Source organism: Streptomyces viridiviolaceus, assembly GCF_014650995.1.
Taxonomy (GTDB): domain Bacteria; phylum Actinomycetota; class Actinomycetes; order Streptomycetales; family Streptomycetaceae; genus Streptomyces; species Streptomyces viridiviolaceus.
The window spans coordinates 89,261-105,895 of the sequence record NZ_BMWA01000022.1 but is presented as its reverse complement, the minus strand read 5'-3'; the positions used below and the strand labels follow the sequence as shown (position 1 = coordinate 105,895).

Below are 16,635 nucleotides of genomic sequence, written 5' to 3'. Positions count from 1 at the left end.
GTAACAGCCGAAGGAGCGATGCGGTGAACAGCGAGCGACCCGACAACGACGACACCACCGCCGCCGACGCGGCCTCCGGTACGTCCGAAGGGGTCGGCGCGGACACGTCCCGCGGCACGGACGAGGCCGGTGCGGGGCGTCCGGCCCGGCGGCGCTCGGCGGCGGTCGCCGCCGCCTCGGTGGCCGCCGCCGTGCTGCTCGTAGGGGGCGGCGGGGCGTATCTGGCCACGACCGCCTCCGACGGCCCGGACGGCGGGACGGCGTCCGGTGCCCCGGGTGACGGCGCTCCCCCGCCGCTCGCCCTGGACGGCTACGCGGCGCCCTCGCAGGACGGCACGAACGGCATCGCGCCCGGTGAGCCCAACCCGTACGGCGTCACCTACCGCGCCGGCGGACCGCTCCCCGAGGGCCCCGGCTCCGCACCGGTGTACGGGACGAAGGGCGAGGTCACCGAGGAGGAGGTGGCCCGTCTGGCCGAGGCGCTCGGCGTCGAGGGGGCACCGGTGGCGCAGGGGGAGGACTGGAGGGTCGGGAACGCCGAGGACGGTTCGGGACCGCTGCTCCGGGTGGACCGGCAGGCGCCGGGAACCTGGACCTTCCAGCGGTACACGCCCGGCACGGACGACTGCGGAAAGGGTTCTGCGTGCAAGATCCCGTCCGCCGGCGGCACCCCGGTCGGCGAGGAGGCCGCCAGGAAGGCGGCGGCGCCGGTGCTGAAGGCGGTGGGGCAGGACGACGCCAAGGTGGACGCGAGCCAGGTCATGGGCGCCCAGCGGGCCGTGAACGCCGAGCCCGAGGTCGGCGGACTGCCCACCCACGGCTGGACCACCGGGGTGACGGTGGGCGCGCAGGGCGACGTGGTCGGCGGCAGCGGGCTGCTGAAGACGCCGGTGAAGGGCGCCACGTACCCCGTCCTGGACGCCGAGAGGACGCTGGGCCTGATGAACGCACCGGGCAGCGACCCCCGCGCCGGCATCGGCGGCTGCGCGAGCCCGGTACCCCACCAGGACCGCGCGGACGAGGCACGGTGCGCGCCGTCCGGGCCGGGGGGTACACCGAAGAAGGAGACGATCGAGGTCGAACGGGCGGTGTTCGGGCTGGCCGCGCACCCGGTGCAGGGGCGGCAGACGCTGGTGCCGTCCTGGCTCTTCGAGGTACGGGCGCCGGGCGCGGAGGATGCCTTCACGGTGACGTATCCGGCGGTCCAACCGAAGTTCCTGACCTCCACGGCCCCCCGCAGCCCCTCCGACGAGCCGACCTCGGCACCGGCTCGGCCGCGGGACGTGCCGGTGAGCGGCTACACCGCCGAGGGCACGGAACTGACCGTGTACTTCACCGGCGGGGTGTGCTCCGACTACGCGGCGACGGCGGCCGAGGGCGCGGACGAGGTGACGGTCACCGTGACCGAGACCCCGCACCCGGACAAGGTCTGCATCCTGATCGCCAAGGAGTACCAGCAGACGGTGCGGCTCGACGAGCCGCTCGGCGACCGGCAGGTCGTGGGGTCGGACGGCAAGGGCATCCCGTCGCACAAGCCGGGCGCGCGGCTGCCGGCGCCGTCCGGGAACCGGTAGCGGCCCCGCGGACACGCACGAGGGCGGCGGCCCGGGGAGGAACCCCGGGCCGCCGCCCTCACACCGTGATCAGGGCCGCGTGCACGGCCCTCGGCTCAGCTGAAGGAGTCGCCGCAGGCGCAGGAGCCGGTCGCGTTCGGGTTGTCGATCGTGAAGCCCTGCTTCTCGATCGTGTCCACGAAGTCGATGGTGGCGCCGCCCAGGTACGGAGCGCTCATGCGGTCGGTGACGACCTTGACCCCGCCGAAGTCCTTCTCCACGTCGCCGTCGAGGGAACGCTCGTCGAAGAAGAGCTGGTAGCGCAGGCCGGAGCAGCCGCCGGGCTGGACGGCGACGCGCAGCGCCAGGTCGTCACGGCCTTCCTGGTCGAGCAGGGCCTTGACCTTGGCCGCGGCGGCGTCGGTCAGGATGATGCCGTCGGTGACGGTGGTGGTCTCGTCCGATACGGACATCTACATCTCTCCCGGGTTGTACGGAGACTGCTTGCCGACGGTTGCAACCGGCGGGACCGCGGATTCATTCCGGGTCGGGCCCGGGTCTTTCTCCCCGGCCTGTTCCTTCATGCTCGCACATGGCCCGGAGCGCGGACAGCGGCTCGGACACCGGGATTCACGTCACATCGACACAATGAGCATCGTCAAACTGACATGAACCAGTTATGATATATAGCGTCAGTTCGACGAAAAGTAGAAAGGGTGCGTGTCGTGACCACCGCCCAAGCCCAGGAGCTCGACGTACAGCCGACGCCCCTCGCCCTGCTGCTCCTCGGCCGTGAGGCCGACCCGACGAGCGAGCGCGGTGTGGAGTGCCCCGGCGATCTGCCCTCTCCCTCGGACCCGGACCTGGTCGAGCGCGCCCGCGCCGCCAAGGAGAAGCTCGGGGACAAGGTCTTCGTGCTCGGTCACCACTACCAGCGCGACGAGGTCATCCAGTTCGCCGACGTCACGGGTGACTCCTTCAAGCTGGCCCGGGACGCCGCCGCGCGCCCGGAGGCCGAGTACATCGTCTTCTGCGGCGTGCACTTCATGGCGGAGTCGGCGGACATCCTGACCTCCGACGACCAGAAGGTGGTCCTGCCCGACCTGGCGGCCGGCTGCTCCATGGCGGACATGGCCACCGCCGAGCAGGTCGCCGAGTGCTGGGACGTGCTCACCGAGGCCGGCGTGGCCGAGCAGGTCGTGCCGGTGTCGTACATGAACTCGTCCGCGGACATCAAGGCGTTCACGGGCAAGCACGGCGGCACCATCTGCACCTCGTCGAACGCCAAGCGCGCGCTGGAGTGGGCCTTCCAGCAGGGCGAGAAGGTGCTCTTCCTTCCCGACCAGCACCTCGGCCGCAACACCGCGGTGCGGGACATGGGCATGACGCTCGAGGACTGCGTCGTCTACAACCCGCACAAGCCGAACGGCGGGCTGACGGCCGAGGAGCTGCGCGCGGCGAAGATGATCCTGTGGCGGGGTCACTGCTCGGTGCACGGCCGCTTCAGCCTCGACTCGGTCAACGACGTGCGCGAGCGCATCCCGGGCGTGAACGTCCTGGTGCACCCCGAGTGCAAGCACGAGGTCGTGGCCGCCGCGGACTACGTCGGCTCGACCGAGTACATCATCAAGGCCCTGGAGGCGGCCCCGGCCGGCTCCAAGTGGGCCATCGGCACCGAGCTGAACCTGGTCCGCCGGCTGGCGAACCGTTTCGCTCCCGAGGGCAAGGAGATCGTCTTCCTCGACAAGACGGTCTGCTTCTGCTCGACGATGAACCGCATCGACCTGCCGCACCTGGTCTGGGCGCTCGAGTCGCTCGCCGAGGGCAACCTCGTCAACCGCATCGAGGTCGACAAGGAGACCGAGGCGTTCGCGAAGCTGGCGCTGGAGCGGATGCTGGCGCTGCCGTAAGGGGCGTCCCCCACCCGTCCGCCCGTACTGCTGCGGCCGAGGCCCTGCCCGACCACCTTCGGTGTCGGGCAGGGCCTCGGCCGTTTTCCGGATCGCGTCAGACCTTCGCCGGCTCCGGCTCCTCGGAGGCGGCCTGCGGCGGCACGTCGCCGCCCTTCTTCGCCGCCCGCTTCTTCGCGCGCCGCTCCTTGCGCAGCTCCAGCATCGCGTAGAGCGTCGGGACCAGCAGCAGGGTCAGCAGGGTCGAGGTGATCAGACCGCCGATCACGACCACCGCCAGCGGCTGGGCGATGAAGCCGCCCTCGCCCGTGACGCCCAGCGCCATCGGCAGCAGGGCGAAGATCGTGGCCAGGGCCGTCATCAGGATGGGCCGCAGACGGTGCCGACCGCCCTCGATCACGGCCTCCACGACCCCGTACCCCTGCTTGCGGTACTGGTTGATGAGGTCGATCAGCACGATCGCGTTGGTGACCACGATGCCGATCAGCATCAGCATGCCGATCATCGCGGGGACGCCCATCGGGGTGCCGGTCGCCACCAGCAGGCCGATCGCGCCGGTCGCCGCGAACGGGATGGACACCAGCAGGATCAGCGGCTGGGCCAGCGAGCGGAACGTGCCCACCAGCAGCATGAACACGATCGCGACCGCCGCGAGCATGGCCAGGCCCAGGTTCACGAACGCCTCGTCCTGGTCGGCGGTGACGCCGCCGATCTCGGCCGTGGCGCCGGCCGGCAGGTCCAGGGCGTTGATCTCCGACTGCAGCTGCGTGCTCACCGCGCCCGTGTTGTCACCGGTCGGCTTCGCGGTGACGGTCGCCGCGCGCTGGCCGTCGATGCGGGTCATCGACACCGGGCCGTCCACCAGCTCGACGGTGGCGATGTCGCCGAGCTTCACCGGACCCAGACGCAGCGCCTTCAGCTCGGCCAGCGTCTCGGCGGGCTTCGCCGACCTGATGACGACGTCGCGCTCGGTGTCGTCCAGGACCGCCTTGGCGGCCGGGGTGCCGCGGACCGCCTGGGCGACGGCCGCGCCGAGGGTCTGGTCGGTGAACCCGGCCTCGGCGGCGCGGGAGTTGGCCTTGACCGAGATGCGCGGCACGCTCTGCGCCAGGTCGCTGGTGACGTCGGTGACGTCGTCGAGGCCGGCGACGGTCTTGCGGACCTGCTCCGAGGCCGTGCGGAGCACCTCGGGGTCGGACGCCTTCACGACCACGCTCAGGTCCTGGCTGCCGAAGCCGTCACCGGCGGCCACCGTGGTGGTGCCGATGCCCTCCAGCTTCGCGAGCCCGTCCTCGATGTGGTCCTGGACGTCCTCGTAGGACGCCGAGTCCTCCAGCATCACCTGGTAGGAGGCCTGGTTGGTGTCGGTGCCGCCGCCGAAGGCGGCCATGAAGCCGGACGAGCCCACCGTGACCTGGTAGTCCTTGACACCGTCGGTGCCGGCGATCACCTTCTCGACCTTCTCGGCCTGGGCATCGGTCGCCGCCAGGCTGGTGCCCGGCTTCAGCTCCTGCTTGACGCTGAGGACCTTCTGCTCGCCCTGGTCGAAGAAGTTGGTCTTCAGCAGCGGCGCCATGCCGAAGGTGCCGATGAGCACGACGACCGCGATGGCCACGCTGGTGAGGCGGCGGCGGGTGGCGAAGCGCAGGACGGGGACGTAGAACCGCTGCAGGCGGCTCTTGGCCTCCTTCTCCTCGGCCAGCCGGCGCGCCTCGGCCGCGTCCTCGGGGGTGCCCTTCGGCGGGCGCAGGAACCAGTACGACAGCACCGGGACGACCGTCAGCGACACCAGCAGGGACGCCAGCAGCGCGGCGGTGACGGTCAGGCTGAAGGAGCCGAACAGCTCGCCCACCATGCCGCCGACCAGGCCGATCGGCAGGAACACGGCGACCGTGGTGAGCGTCGAGGAGGTCACGGCGCCGGCGACCTCGCGGACGGCCCTGAGGATGGCCTCCTGGCGCTCCTCGCCGTAGCCGAGGTGCCGCTTGATGTTCTCCAGGACCACGATCGAGTCGTCGACGACACGGCCGATGGCGATCGTCAGGGCGCCGAGGGTGAGCATGTTCAGCGACAGGTCGCGCGTCCACAGCACGATCAGCGCGAGCACCACCGACAGCGGGATGGAGACCGCGGTGACCAGGGTGGAGCGGATCGACGCCAGGAAGACGAGGATGACGAGGACGGCGAAGAGCAGGCCGAGCGCGCCCTCGGTGGTCAGGCCCTCGATCGCCTTGGACACGGCCGGGCCCTGGTCGCTGACGACGGTGAGCGTCGCCCCGGAGCCGAGCTGCTCGCGCAGGCCGGGGAGCTTGTCCTCGACGGCGTCGGAGATCGCGACCGCGCTGCCGTCGTGGTCCATCGTGACGGCGACGGCGAGGCTCGGCCTGCCGTTGGTGCGGGTGATGGAGTCGGCCCTGGCCTCCTCCTCCTTCACGGTGGCGACGTCGCCGAGACGCACCGGCTTGTCGACGCCCTCCCCGGTGACCATGAGGTCCCGGATCTGCTCGATCGAGGTGAAGCCGCCGCCGACCTGGACGGTGCGGTTGGCGCCGTCCTCGTCGAAGGAGCCCGCCGGGACGGTCGCGCCGCCCGCCTGCAGGGACTGGGCGAGCGCCTGCGGGCTCACGCCGGCCTTCGCCAGCTTCGCGTCGTCGGGGGTCACGGTCACCTGGAGGTCCCGCACGCCGTCGACCACGACCTGGGCGACGCCGTCGATGTCCTTCAGCTCGGACACGACCGTCTTGTCGAGCTGGTCGGCGAGGGCCTGCTGGTCCTTGTCGGAGGTGACGGCGAGGACGACGGTCGGGATGTCGTCCGTCGAACCGGCGACGACCTGCGGGTCCACGTCGTCCGGCAGCTGGGCGCGGGCACGGTTGACGGCCTGCTGAACGTCGGCGACCAGCTGCTGGGTGCCGTTGCCGTAGTCGAAGGACGCCATGATCACGGCGTTGCCCTCGCTCGCCGTGGAAGTGATGCCCGAAATGCCGTCGACGGCCTCGAGGCTGTCCTCGATCGGCTCGACGACCTGCTTCTCGACCACGTCCGGCGAGGCACCCTGGTACGGCGTCAGCACGGACACCATGGGCAGTTCGATGGTGGGCAGCAGCTGTTGCTTGAGCTGGGGTATCGCGATCGCCCCGAAGACGAGCGCGACGATCGACATCAGCCCTATCAGGGCCCGTTGCGCGAGGCTGAATCTCGACAGCCAGGACATGGGTCAGGGTCTCTCTTCTGTGGCCTGAGCGGAGGAAGGGCACATGCGAGCGCCCACCTCAACACCCTGGGCCATCGGCGAGGTGATTCCGTAGGCCGCAGGTCCATTTCTTTATCCGGCGCATACTCCCGCCGCAGTACGCCCGGCGGAGGTCACTCCACCCTTGGACGTACCAGCCCCGATTCGTACGCGATGACCACCAGTTGGGCCCTGTCGCGTGCGCCCAGCTTTGCCATGGCCCGGTTGACGTGGGTCTTCACGGTCAGCGGGCTGACCTCCAGCCGCTCGGCGATCTCGTCGTTGGAGTGTCCTGCCGCGACCTGCACCAGCACCTCACGTTCCCGTCCGGTCAGCGTGTCCAGCCGCTCGGCCCGGACGGGGTCGCGGTCCTGGTCCGCCGTTCCCTCCTGGGCGAGGAAGCGGGCGATCAGGCCCTTGGTGGCGGCCGGGGACAGCAGCGCCTCCCCGCCGGCCGCGACGCGGATGGCACTCAGCAGCTCGTCGGGCTCGGAGCCCTTGCCGAGGAATCCGGAGGCGCCGGCGCGCAGCGACTGCACGACGTAGTCGTCGACCTCGAAGGTGGTCAGTATGACGACGCGGACCTGGGCGAGGTCCGGGTCGGCGCTGATCATCCGGGTGGCGGCGAGGCCGTCCGTGCCGGGCATCCGGATGTCCATCAGCACCACGTCGGCCCGCTGCTCCCGGGCCAGCCGCACCGCCTCCGCGCCGTCGGACGCCTCGCCCACCACCTCCATGTCGGGCTCGGAGTCGACGAGGACCCGGAAGGCGCTGCGCAGCAGCGCCTGGTCGTCGGCGAGCAGGACACGGATCGTCATACGGGGTCCTCCGGGGTCCTCTTCAGGCGCGGTCGCGGTCCTCGACGGGCATCTTGACGGGCAGGATCGCATGGACCCGGAAGCCGCCTCCGTAACGGGGGCCGGTGGTGAGGGTGCCGCGCACGGCGGTGACGCGCTCGCGCATGCCCAGCAGCCCGTGCCCACCGCCGGCGGCGGGGGTGTCGTGCTCGCCGGTACCGTCGTCGAGCACGGTGATCTCGATGTTCGGGCCCACACGGACCACGCTGACCTCGGCCTTCGCCTCCGGCCCCGCGTGCTTCTGCACATTGGTCAGGGCCTCCTGGATGACGCGGTAGGCGGCCAGGTCGACGGCGGCGGGCAGGGTGGTGCCCTGGTCGGCGCGGGCCACCTCGACGTGCAGGCCGGCGTTGCGGAAGGTGCCGACCAGTTCGTCGAGACGGTCCAGACCGGGGGCGGGTTCGGTCGGGGCCGCCGGATCGTCGGACTGACGGAGCAGGCCGACGGTGGCGCGCAGCTCGTCGAGCGCGGACCGGCTGGCCTCGCGGACGTGGGCGAGGGCTTCCTTGGCCTGGTCGGGCCGCTTGTCCATGACGTGCGCGGCGACCCCGGCCTGCACGTTGACCAGGGCGATGTGGTGGGCGACGACGTCGTGCAGGTCGCGGGCGATGCGCAGCCGCTCCTCGGCGACGCGGCGGCGGGCCTCCTCCTCGCGGGTGCGCTCGGCCCGCTCGGCGCGCTCGCGGATGGCGTGCACGAAGGCGCGCCGGCTGCGGACGGCGTCCCCGGCGGTGGCGCCGATGCCGGTCCAGGCGAAGACGGCGAGGTTCTCCTGGGCGTACCAGGGCAGCGGTCCGGCCAGCATGGCGGCGCCGGTGAGGACGGTCATGGTGAGCAGGCCGACCCGCCAGGTGGTGGGGCGGTCGGTGGTGGCGGCGACGGTGTAGAGGGCGACGACCGCGGACATCACGACGGGGGCGCGCGGGTCTCCGGTGACGCACTCGACGACGGACACGCCGCTGGTGAGCGCGAGGACGGTGATGGGGGCGCGGCGGCGGAAGACGAGCGCGGCGGCACCGAGCGCCATGAGGAGCAGGCTGAGCGGGTCGGGGGTGCGGACGCCCCAGGTGACGCCGGCCCGACCGTGCGGTTCCACGAAGGAACCGGCCACCATGCACGCCAGGACCGCCGCGGCGAGGGCCGCGTCCAGCGCCAGGGGGTGGGCGGCGAGCCGGCAGCGGGCGCGCGCGATAGTGCTCACGCGTGTTTACGGTAGCCGGGGTGGGCGTCGCTTCGTACAGCACCCGGCGTTCAGGCGGCCGCCGCCCCGGGGGCTGCTCCACCGGAGCCCCGCGTCGGCCTGAACGGCCTCCTCCTCGAACGCCGGACGGGCGGGCATGCCTCAGGTACCCGGGATCAGGCCGTCGTCGCTGAGCAGGTCCCGGACCTCCTCCAGGGTGGCGTCCGGGGACGGGAGGATGAGGTCCGAGGGCTCCAGGGAGTCGTCGGGCAGGGGCTCACCCAGTTCGTGGACCTTGGCCAGCAGTGCCTGGAGGGTGGCGCGGAAGCCCGGCCCGTCGCCCTTCTCCATCTCGGCCAGGAGTTCGTCGTCCAGCTTGTTGAGCTCGGGGAGGCGGCCGTCGGCCAGCCTCACCTGTCCCTCCCCCATGATCCGTACGATCATGTCGCCCTCCTCGGCGATGGGCCCGGCTGCCGTCGGTGACTACTGCTTGTCGAAGCGCGGGGTGTCCTGCGGCTGCTGCTGGGACTGCGCCCGGCCGTCGCCGCCCTCGATGGCCTGCCGGCCACCCGTGCTTCCGCCGGCCAGTTCGGCCTTCATGCGCTGCAGTTCCAGCTCCACATCCGTACCACCGGAGAGCCGGTCCAGCTCGGCCTGGATGTCGTCCTTGTGCATGCCGGAGGGGTCGTCCAGCGCGCCGGAGGCGAGCAGTTCGTCGATGGCGCCGGCCCGGGCCTGCAGCTGCGCGGTCTTGTCCTCGGCCCGCTGGATGGCGAGGCCGACGTCGCCCATCTCCTCGGAGATACCGGAGAAGGCCTCCCCGATCCGGGTCTGCGCCTGGGCCGCGGTGTACGTGGCCTTGATGGTCTCCTTCTTCGTGCGGAAGGCGTCCACCTTTGCCTGCAGGCGCTGGGCAGCGAGGGTGAGCTTCTCCTCCTCGCCCTGGAGCGTGGCGTGCTGGGTCTCCAGGTCGGTCACCTGCTGCTGGAGCGCGGCGCGGCGGGAGAGCGCCTCGCGGGCCAGGTCCTCGCGGCCCAGCGCGAGCGCCTTGCGGCCCTGGTCCTCCAGCTTGGACGACTGGGACTGGAGCTGGTTCAGCTGGAGCTCCAGGCGCTTGCGGCTGGTCGCCACGTCGGCGACACCGCGGCGCACCTTCTGCAGCAGCTCCAGCTGCTTCTGGTACGAGTAATCGAGGGTCTCGCGCGGGTCCTCGGCCCGGTCAAGGGCCTTGTTGGCCTTCGCGCGGAAGATCATCCCCATACGCTTCATGACACCGCTCATGGGCTTCGCGCGCCCCCTTCTGACCGACTCCAGCTCCAGCGACTGCAACAGAACCCACAGTACGGGCCCTGCATCCATTACCGCACTGTTCGGGGACGGATGCGCTCATCCCCAAGGACGACTGCGCACGTTCCTGATCCGGCGTAGGGAGTAGGTGCTCCCCGGGGTCGCCTTGCGGGGCCGACACCCGGAGCCGTACACAACGTCCCCTCTGTCCACTTACAGACGACCGGTGTTGCCGGATCGTTCCCCACCGGGCTGGGGTCCACACCCCCCTACCCCGTACCCTTGGGTTTTGTGTTCCGTAGCCGTGCCAAGGAAGAGAAGGCCGCAGCCGCCGACAAGGCGCCGCTGACCGACTCCAAGCAGCCCCGCGACCCGCAGGCCCCCAAGGGCCGGCCCACGCCCAAGCGCAGTGAGGCCCAGTCCCAGCGCCGCAGCGTCGCCAACACGCCCATGACGCGCAAGGAGGCCGCCAAGCGTCAGCGCGAGGAGCGCCGGACGGCGCTGGAGCGGCAGCGTCAGGCGCTGGCCAGCGGCGACGAGCGGTACCTGCCGGCCCGTGACAAGGGTCCGGTCCGCAGGTTCGCGCGCGACTTCATCGACTCGCGGTTCAACATCGCGGAGTACTTCCTGCCGATGGCCGTGATCATCCTCGTGCTGAGCATGGTGCGGGTGGCCTCGCTGCAGAACGTCGCGCTGCTGCTGTGGCTGGTCGTGATCGTCCTGATCGTGCTCGACTCGATCGTCACCGGCTTCCGGCTGAAGAAGCGCCTCGCCGAGCGCTTCCCCGACGACAACAAGCGGGGCGCGGTGGCCTACGCGCTGATGCGCTCGCTGCAGATGCGCCGGCTCCGGCTGCCCAAGCCGCAGGTCAAGCGCGGGGAGCGGCCCTGAGCACCACACCGTTCACCGGGGGCGCGGCGGACGCCTGGCTGAGTGGGCTGGGTGGTCTGCGGGACGTCGTACGGCAGGAGCTCGTGGCCCGGCAGCTGGACGAGCAGATAGCCGGCCGGTTCCCGGTCGGTCAGCGGCTGCGGGTGCTCGACGTCGGCATGGGGCAGGGCACGCAGTCGCTGCGCCTGGCCCGGGCCGGGCACCAGGTGACCGGTCTGGAGCAGGACGCCACGATGATCGCCACGGCCCGGCAGGCCCTCGCCGGCCAGCCGGAGGGCATCCGGGAGCGGATGCGGATCATCGAGGGCGACGGCCGGGACACCGGCGTGCACTTCCTGCCGGGCAGCTTCGACGTCGTGCTGTGCCACGGTGTGCTCATGTACGTGGAGGAGCCCGATCCGCTGCTGGCCGGGCTGGCCCGGATGCTCGCCCCGGGCGGACTGCTGTCGCTGCTCGTGCGCAACGGCGACGCGCTCGCCATGCGGCCGGGCCTGTACGGCGAGTGGGCCGGGGCCCTGGCCGCCTTCGACACCACGGCCTACCGCAACCGCCTCGGGCTCGACGTCCGCGCGGACCGGCTGGCGGCGATGACGGCCAAGCTCGCGAGCATCGGCGCCCCGCTGCACACCTGGTACGGCGTCCGGGTCTTCACGGACACGGCGGTCGACGGGGCCGCGGTCCCGGACGACGTCGAGACGCTGCTGGCGGTGGAGGAGCGGGCCGGGCGGACCGACCCGTACCGGGGCGTCGCGGCCCTGCTCCACCTGTGCGGGGTGCGCGGCTGAGCCCGTTCGGGTGCTCACCGCAAGCCGTGTGTGCGCTCCGCGGCGAGACTCGGAGGCATGGACATATGCCGCATCCGTGTGCCACGGCTCCTCGCCCCTGCCGCCGCGCTGGCCTGCGCCCTGTTCCTCGCGGCCGGCTGCACGGGGTCCGACTCCGACTCCGACACCCGCGACGAGCAGGAGCGCGCCACCACGCGGGCCGCCGTGCCGGTGGCCAAGGACCTGCAGGACGACTACCAGCGGGTGATCAGGAACGTACTGCCGTCGGTCGTACAGGTCCAGTCCCGTGAGGAGCAGGGTTCGGGGGTCGTGTACGACGACAAGGGCCACGTCGTCACCAACGCGCACGTCGTGGGGGACGACAAGACCTTCACGGTGACGACCGCCCACAGCGAGGACCCCCTCGCCGCCACCCTGGTCCTGTCCTACCCCGAGCAGGACCTCGCCGTCGTCAGGCTCGACAAGGCGCCGGACGGGCTGAAGCCGGCTGCCTTCGGGGACTCCGAGAAGATCGAGGTCGGGCAGATCGTCCTGGCGATGGGCTCGCCGCTCGGCCTGTCGTCGAGCGTGACGCAGGGCATCGTGTCGGCGACCGGACGGACCGTCACCGAGCGTCCCAGCGGCGGCGGCACGGGCGCGACGATCGGGAACATGGTGCAGACGTCGGCGGCCGTCAACCCCGGCAACAGCGGCGGCGCCCTGGTGGACCTCGACGGGAAGGTCGTCGGCATCCCGACGCTCGCCGCGACCGACCCCAACATCGGCGACAGTCAGGCACCCGGCATCGGGTTCGCGATCCCCGCCTCGACGGTGCGGACGATCGCCGACCAGATCGTGAAGGACGGCAAGGTCACCGACTCGGGGAGGGCGGCGCTGGGCATCAGCGGCCGTACGGTCCTCGACACCGGCTACCGGGCGATCGGCGTGGCCGTCGTGGAGGTGAGCGGCGGTGGGGCCGCCGACAAGGCGGGCATCAGGAGCGGGGACGTCATCACCCGGCTGGGGGACACGGACATCACCACGATCACGTCGCTCGCCGAGGCGCTGGCGTCGATGCAGCCCGGCGAGCGGACGAAGGTGACGTTCAGCCGGGACGGAAGTGACCGGACGGTCGAGGTGACGCTCGGCGAGCAGTGAGGCGGGGGGCGGTCCGGCCGCGACCGCCCCGCCGCCCCGTCGGCCGGTCAGGCCTCCTCGGCGTGCAGGCTCATCGGCCCGTAGATCTCGGTGGAGTCCTCGAACAGCCGCACCTGGTCCGCGCCGCCCTCCTGGAGGGCCTTCCAGTGCTCCCCGATCCAGGACTCGGCGTCCCCTTGCGTGGTGAACTCCTCCGGCTGGACCGCGGGCTGGACCTCCGCCCCGCCGGCCGTCTCGAACCGCCACGTCCATGCCGCCATGTACGCCTCCAAGATGTGAGCACATGCAGTGCGGAAGCCGGATCTTGGTCCGGCTCCCGGTCGCAGCCTATGCGCTTCGCCGGGCGCGCCGTAGAAGGCCGCCGCAGAACGCCGGGGGCGGTCGGCGCTCCTCAGGGGGTCTCGGACGCGCAGGTCGCGGGGTGACCGGCGAAAATCGGTGCGTGGACGTCACTCTGCTCGGTACCGGTGCCCCCGCGGGACTCCCCCGCCCCGACTGTCCCTGCGCGGCCTGTGCCGCCGCGCAGGGCGAGAACGCGCGCGCGGCGACCGCGCTGCTGGTGGACGGGGCGCTGCTGCTCGACCTGACGCCCGGCGCCGCGTTCGCGGCCGCACGGGCCGGGCACTCCCTGGGCGGGGTACGGCAGGTGCTGCTCTCCCACCCGCACGACGGACCGGCGGTGGAGGTGCCGGCCGGGCTGCCGCAGCCGGGCCGGGTGCCGGACGGGCGGGAACTGGCCCTGCTGACCGGGCACCGGGTGCGCGCGGTGGCGATGGACTCGCCGGGCACCGGGTACGCGGTGACGGGCCCGGACGGGCAGCGGCTGCTGTATCTGCCGCCGGGCGCCGCGCCGGCGGGGCTGGAGGAGCCGGCCGAGCCCTACGACATGGTCCTCGCGGACGTCGTCGGCCGGCCGGACGCGCTGGCGAGGCTGCGGGCCGTGGGTGCGGCGGGGCCGACGACCGACGTGGTCGCCGTCCATCTGGACCACGACGTGCCGCCGGGGCCGGAGCTGGCGCGGCGGCTGGCCGCGGCGGGGGCCCGGGCGGTGCCGGACGGGGCGACGCTCGTGGTGGGCGCCTACGAGGACGTACCCGACGTGCCGCGGCGGACGCTGGTGCTGGGCGGGGCGCGGTCGGGGAAGTCGGTGGAGGCGGAACGGCGGCTGGAGTCCTTCCCCGACGTGCTGTACGTGGCGACGGGCGGAACCCGGGGCGGCGACAGCGAGTGGGCGGCGCGGGTCTCGGCCCACCGGGAGCGGCGGCCGGGGTCGTGGCGCACCGTGGAGACGTGCGACCTGGTGCCGTTGCTGGAGGAGGACGGACCGCCGCTGCTCGTGGACTGTCTGTCGCTGTGGCTGACGGACGCGATGGACGCCGTCGGGGCGTGGGACGACGCGGAGTGGGCCGACGGCGGGGAGCGGGCCCTCGCGGAGCGGGTGCGGGAACTGACGGAGGCGGTGCGGCACACCCGTCGCACCCTCGTCGCCGTGTCGAACGAGGTGGGGTCGGGGATCGTGCCGGCCACGGCGTCGGGCCGCCGGTACCGGGACGAACTCGGCCGGCTGAACACGGCGTTCGCCGGCGAGTGCGAGCAGGTGCTGCTGGTGGTGGCCGGGCAGGCCCTGGTGCTACGGGGCTGACAGCTCCTTGCGCGCGACGACGCGGCGCGCCCTGGCGCCGGTGAGGACCGTGCAGCCCCGGGCCTCCAGTTCGGCGCGCAGGCCGGCCGGACGCGGTGCGCCGGGCAGGAGGGTGAACAGGCGGCGCGGGTCGGCGACGTCGACGAGCAGATGGCCGCCGGGGCGCAGTACGTGGAGGGCGGCGCGCAGTTCGGCGCGGGGGTCCGGGACGCGCTCCAGGTGCTGGAACATGCTGACGACGTCGTAGCGGGCGCGCAGGCGGGCCGCGATGTGCGGGTCCGTCAGCCGGCCGACGTAGGCCTCCTCGACCCGCTCGGCCGCGCGGGCCCGCAGCACGCGGTGGGTGGGGTCGAGACCGTCGAAGGATGTGTACGGGAAGAGCGACCGCGCCGTGCGGGGGAAGTCGGCGTCGCCGGTGCCCACGTCCAGCCAGCTCTCCGGCTCGGGGCACCGCTGGTGCAGCGCGCGGGCGGCCGAGCGGTGGCCGAGGCGGACCCGCGCCCGGACGGACGGGCCCCACGGCTCCGTTCCGGCCGCGGACCGGGGGTTGTGGAAGGTGTGGCGGCAGTCCCGGCACTCGTCGAGGGCGGGGCGGGGCGGCGCGTACTGCGGCGGGCCCCCGCGCCGACGGGTGCGCAGCCGTTGCGAGCCGCACCAGGGGCAGTCCTCGCGGCGCGGCTCGTGACGGGGCAGGGGCGGCACGGACGGTACGGGCGATGCGGGCATGGGCGGCTCCCGGCGCGAGAAGGGGACGTACGAGGGGACGTACGACAATCCGCTGCAAAACGGAACGTATGGGATCCCGATCTTGGGTGCAACGACGCCGCTCGGGCGCGGTGCGGAAGTGCCCGGCGTCCTGTTCGACCGGGGCCGGTACTGTTCGGCGAATGAGCTCGCTGAATCTCGACGACTTCACCGATCTGATCGAGCGCCCCGACGGCGGGGTGCGCCGCGACGCCGAGGCACGCCGGGAGCGTCAGGTCGTGCCGCCAGGATCGCTGGGCCGCCTGGACGACCTGGGTGAGTGGCTGGCCGCGGCGCAGTCGGCGGTTCCGGTACGGCCGGTCGAACGGCCGCGGGTGGTGCTCTTCGCCGGTGACCACAAGGTCGCCGAACTGGGGGTCTCGGCGCGGCCCGCGGGCGGTGCCGGGCAGTTGGTGCGCGAGGTGCTGGAGGGCGGCCGGCCCGTGTCCGTCCTCGCCCGGCGTCTCGGCGTGCCCGTGCGGGTCGTCGACATGGCGCTGGACTGCGACCCGGAGACACTGCCGGACGAGGTCGTACGGCACCGGGTGCGGCGCGGCGGCGGGCGCATCGACATGGAGGACGCGCTGAGCCTGGAGGAGGCGGAGGCCGCCTTCCGGGCCGGGGTCGCGGTGGCCGACGAGGAGGCCGACTCCGGCACGGATCTGGTGGTGCTCGGCGACATCAGCGTGGGCGGGACCACGGCGGCGGGCGTGCTGGTCGCGGCCCTGTGCGGAACGGACGCGTCCGTCGTCACCGGGCGGGGCGGGCTCGCCATCGACGACCTGGCGTGGATGCGCAAGTGCGCGGCGATCCGTGACGCGCTGCGCCGTGCCCGGCCGGTGCTCGGGGACCAGCTGCAGCTGCTGGCGACGGTGGGCGGCGCCGACCTGACCGCGATGACGGGCTTCCTGCTGCAGAGCGCGGTGCGCAAGATGCCGGTGATCCTGGACGGGGTCGTGGCGGCCGCGTGTGCGCTGGTGGGCCAGCGGGTCGCGTTCCGGGCGCCGGACTGGTGGCTGGCCGCGCACGACAGCGGGGAGCCGGGCCAGGCCAAGGCCCTGGACCGGATGGCGCTGGAGCCGCTCCTGACCCAGGGTGTGACCGTGGGCGAGGGGGCGGGTGGCCTGCTGGCGCTCCCGCTGGTGCAGGCCGCGGCGGCGCTGGCGGCGGAGCTGCCGGAGCGGCCGAAGGCGTCGGAGGAGACGGACGCCGCGGACGAGTCCTCGGCCACCGAGGGGGCGTGAGCCACCGCCGGCGCGGGTGCGGGCGCCCAGGGAGGGTGAGCCCACCGCCGACGCATGCGGGCCCCCGAGGGGCGCGAGCCACCGCCGGCCCCTGCGGGCGCCCAGGGAGGGTGAGCCCACCGCCGACGCATGCGGGCCCCCGAGGGGCGCGAGCCACCGCCGGCCCCTGCGGG

Annotated in this window: 15 protein-coding genes; 7 read left to right on the top strand and 8 right to left on the bottom strand. The window is 72.8% G+C overall.

Annotated features, from left to right (window positions below; genetic code table 11):
• Positions 1–23: 23 nt before the first annotated feature.
• A complete protein-coding gene (locus tag IE260_RS28980; RefSeq protein WP_189877135.1) occupies positions 24–1,574 on the top strand; it encodes a hypothetical protein in 1,551 nt (516 codons plus the stop codon).
• A 95-nt stretch (positions 1,575–1,669) separates the two neighbouring features.
• Here IE260_RS28980 and IE260_RS28975 read toward each other — a convergent pair whose 3' ends face one another.
• The gene (locus IE260_RS28975) at positions 1,670–2,026 is read right to left on the bottom strand and encodes an iron-sulfur cluster assembly accessory protein (protein ID WP_028422454.1); all 357 of its coding nucleotides are present in this window, start codon (positions 2,024–2,026) and stop codon (positions 1,670–1,672) included.
• Positions 2,027–2,278: 252 nt separating this feature from the next.
• Here IE260_RS28975 and nadA point away from each other — a divergent pair, with 252 nt between their 5' ends.
• Positions 2,279–3,463: a quinolinate synthase NadA gene (nadA, locus tag IE260_RS28970; RefSeq protein ID WP_189877133.1), complete on the top strand. Its 1,185-nt coding sequence runs from the start codon at positions 2,279–2,281 to the stop codon at positions 3,461–3,463.
• A 97-nt stretch (positions 3,464–3,560) separates the two neighbouring features.
• Here nadA and IE260_RS28965 read toward each other — a convergent pair whose 3' ends face one another.
• The 5 genes from IE260_RS28965 to IE260_RS28945 form a co-directional block, all read right to left on the bottom strand.
• Positions 3,561–6,677, bottom strand: a complete 3,117-nt coding sequence (locus IE260_RS28965; protein WP_189877131.1) for an efflux RND transporter permease subunit — start codon at positions 6,675–6,677, stop codon at positions 3,561–3,563.
• Positions 6,678–6,829: 152 nt separating this feature from the next.
• Entirely contained in the window at positions 6,830–7,513 is a 684-nt protein-coding gene (locus IE260_RS28960) for a response regulator (RefSeq protein ID WP_189877130.1), read from the bottom strand.
• Between the two features lie 22 nt (positions 7,514–7,535).
• A complete protein-coding gene (locus IE260_RS28955) occupies positions 7,536–8,753 on the bottom strand; it encodes a sensor histidine kinase (protein ID WP_189877128.1) in 1,218 nt (405 codons plus the stop codon).
• Positions 8,754–8,894: 141 nt separating this feature from the next.
• The gene (gene pspAA, locus IE260_RS28950) at positions 8,895–9,176 is read right to left on the bottom strand and encodes a PspA-associated protein PspAA (protein WP_189877126.1); all 282 of its coding nucleotides are present in this window, start codon (positions 9,174–9,176) and stop codon (positions 8,895–8,897) included.
• Positions 9,177–9,215: 39 nt separating this feature from the next.
• Positions 9,216–10,001 carry a PspA/IM30 family protein gene (locus IE260_RS28945; RefSeq protein ID WP_189877124.1) on the bottom strand — a complete coding sequence of 262 codons (786 nt, stop codon included), beginning with the start codon at positions 9,999–10,001 and terminating at the stop codon, positions 9,216–9,218.
• Positions 10,002–10,271: 270 nt separating this feature from the next.
• On the opposite strand from IE260_RS28945, the gene IE260_RS28940 reads away from it, so the two are divergent.
• The 3 genes from IE260_RS28940 to IE260_RS28930 all read left to right on the top strand — a co-directional run bounded on the left by IE260_RS28940 (position 10,272) and on the right by IE260_RS28930 (position 12,832).
• Positions 10,272–10,910 carry a DUF3043 domain-containing protein gene (locus IE260_RS28940; RefSeq protein WP_189877225.1) on the top strand — a complete coding sequence of 213 codons (639 nt, stop codon included), beginning with the start codon at positions 10,272–10,274 and terminating at the stop codon, positions 10,908–10,910.
• A gap of 83 nt (positions 10,911–10,993) precedes the next feature.
• Positions 10,994–11,695 (top strand): class I SAM-dependent methyltransferase, encoded by a 702-nt coding sequence (locus tag IE260_RS28935; protein WP_189877122.1) that lies wholly within the window; start codon positions 10,994–10,996, stop codon positions 11,693–11,695.
• Positions 11,696–11,752: 57 nt separating this feature from the next.
• Positions 11,753–12,832, top strand: coding sequence for a S1C family serine protease (locus tag IE260_RS28930; RefSeq protein WP_189877120.1), 1,080 nt, complete (start codon positions 11,753–11,755; stop codon positions 12,830–12,832).
• A gap of 47 nt (positions 12,833–12,879) precedes the next feature.
• Here the strand turns inward: IE260_RS28930 and IE260_RS28925 are convergent, their stop codons facing one another.
• Positions 12,880–13,092, bottom strand: coding sequence for a hypothetical protein (locus IE260_RS28925; protein WP_189877118.1), 213 nt, complete (start codon positions 13,090–13,092; stop codon positions 12,880–12,882).
• Positions 13,093–13,274: 182 nt separating this feature from the next.
• Here IE260_RS28925 and IE260_RS28920 point away from each other — a divergent pair, with 182 nt between their 5' ends.
• Positions 13,275–14,474 (top strand): bifunctional adenosylcobinamide kinase/adenosylcobinamide-phosphate guanylyltransferase, encoded by a 1,200-nt coding sequence (locus IE260_RS28920; protein WP_189877116.1) that lies wholly within the window; start codon positions 13,275–13,277, stop codon positions 14,472–14,474.
• Here the strand turns inward: IE260_RS28920 and IE260_RS28915 are convergent.
• Positions 14,463–15,200 (bottom strand): class I SAM-dependent methyltransferase, encoded by a 738-nt coding sequence (locus tag IE260_RS28915; RefSeq protein WP_189877114.1) that lies wholly within the window; start codon positions 15,198–15,200, stop codon positions 14,463–14,465. The genes IE260_RS28920 and IE260_RS28915 overlap by 12 nt on opposite strands.
• Before the next feature lie 161 nt (positions 15,201–15,361).
• On the opposite strand from IE260_RS28915, the gene cobT reads away from it, so the two are divergent.
• Positions 15,362–16,462, top strand: coding sequence for a nicotinate-nucleotide--dimethylbenzimidazole phosphoribosyltransferase (gene cobT / locus IE260_RS28910; RefSeq protein WP_189877112.1), 1,101 nt, complete (start codon positions 15,362–15,364; stop codon positions 16,460–16,462).
• The last annotated feature ends 173 nt before the right edge of the window (positions 16,463–16,635 follow it).

Bases quoted from the DNA above. Each gene is read 5' to 3' on its own strand.
- IE260_RS28930 (WP_189877120.1), top strand. From the start codon at position 11,753: ATGGACATATGCCGCATCCGTGTGCCACGGCTCCTCGCCCCTGCCGCC.
- IE260_RS28945 (WP_189877124.1), bottom strand. From the start codon at position 10,001: ATGAAGCGTATGGGGATGATCTTCCGCGCGAAGGCCAACAAGGCCCTT.
- pspAA (WP_189877126.1), bottom strand. From the start codon at position 9,176: ATGATCGTACGGATCATGGGGGAGGGACAGGTGAGGCTGGCCGACGGC.
- IE260_RS28965 (WP_189877131.1), bottom strand. From the start codon at position 6,677: ATGTCCTGGCTGTCGAGATTCAGCCTCGCGCAACGGGCCCTGATAGGG.
- IE260_RS28925 (WP_189877118.1), bottom strand. From the start codon at position 13,092: ATGGCGGCATGGACGTGGCGGTTCGAGACGGCCGGCGGGGCGGAGGTC.
- IE260_RS28915 (WP_189877114.1), bottom strand. From the start codon at position 15,200: ATGCCCGCATCGCCCGTACCGTCCGTGCCGCCCCTGCCCCGTCACGAG.
- IE260_RS28975 (WP_028422454.1), bottom strand. From the start codon at position 2,026: ATGTCCGTATCGGACGAGACCACCACCGTCACCGACGGCATCATCCTG.
- cobT (WP_189877112.1), top strand. From the start codon at position 15,362: ATGAGCTCGCTGAATCTCGACGACTTCACCGATCTGATCGAGCGCCCC.
- IE260_RS28960 (WP_189877130.1), bottom strand. From the start codon at position 7,513: ATGACGATCCGTGTCCTGCTCGCCGACGACCAGGCGCTGCTGCGCAGC.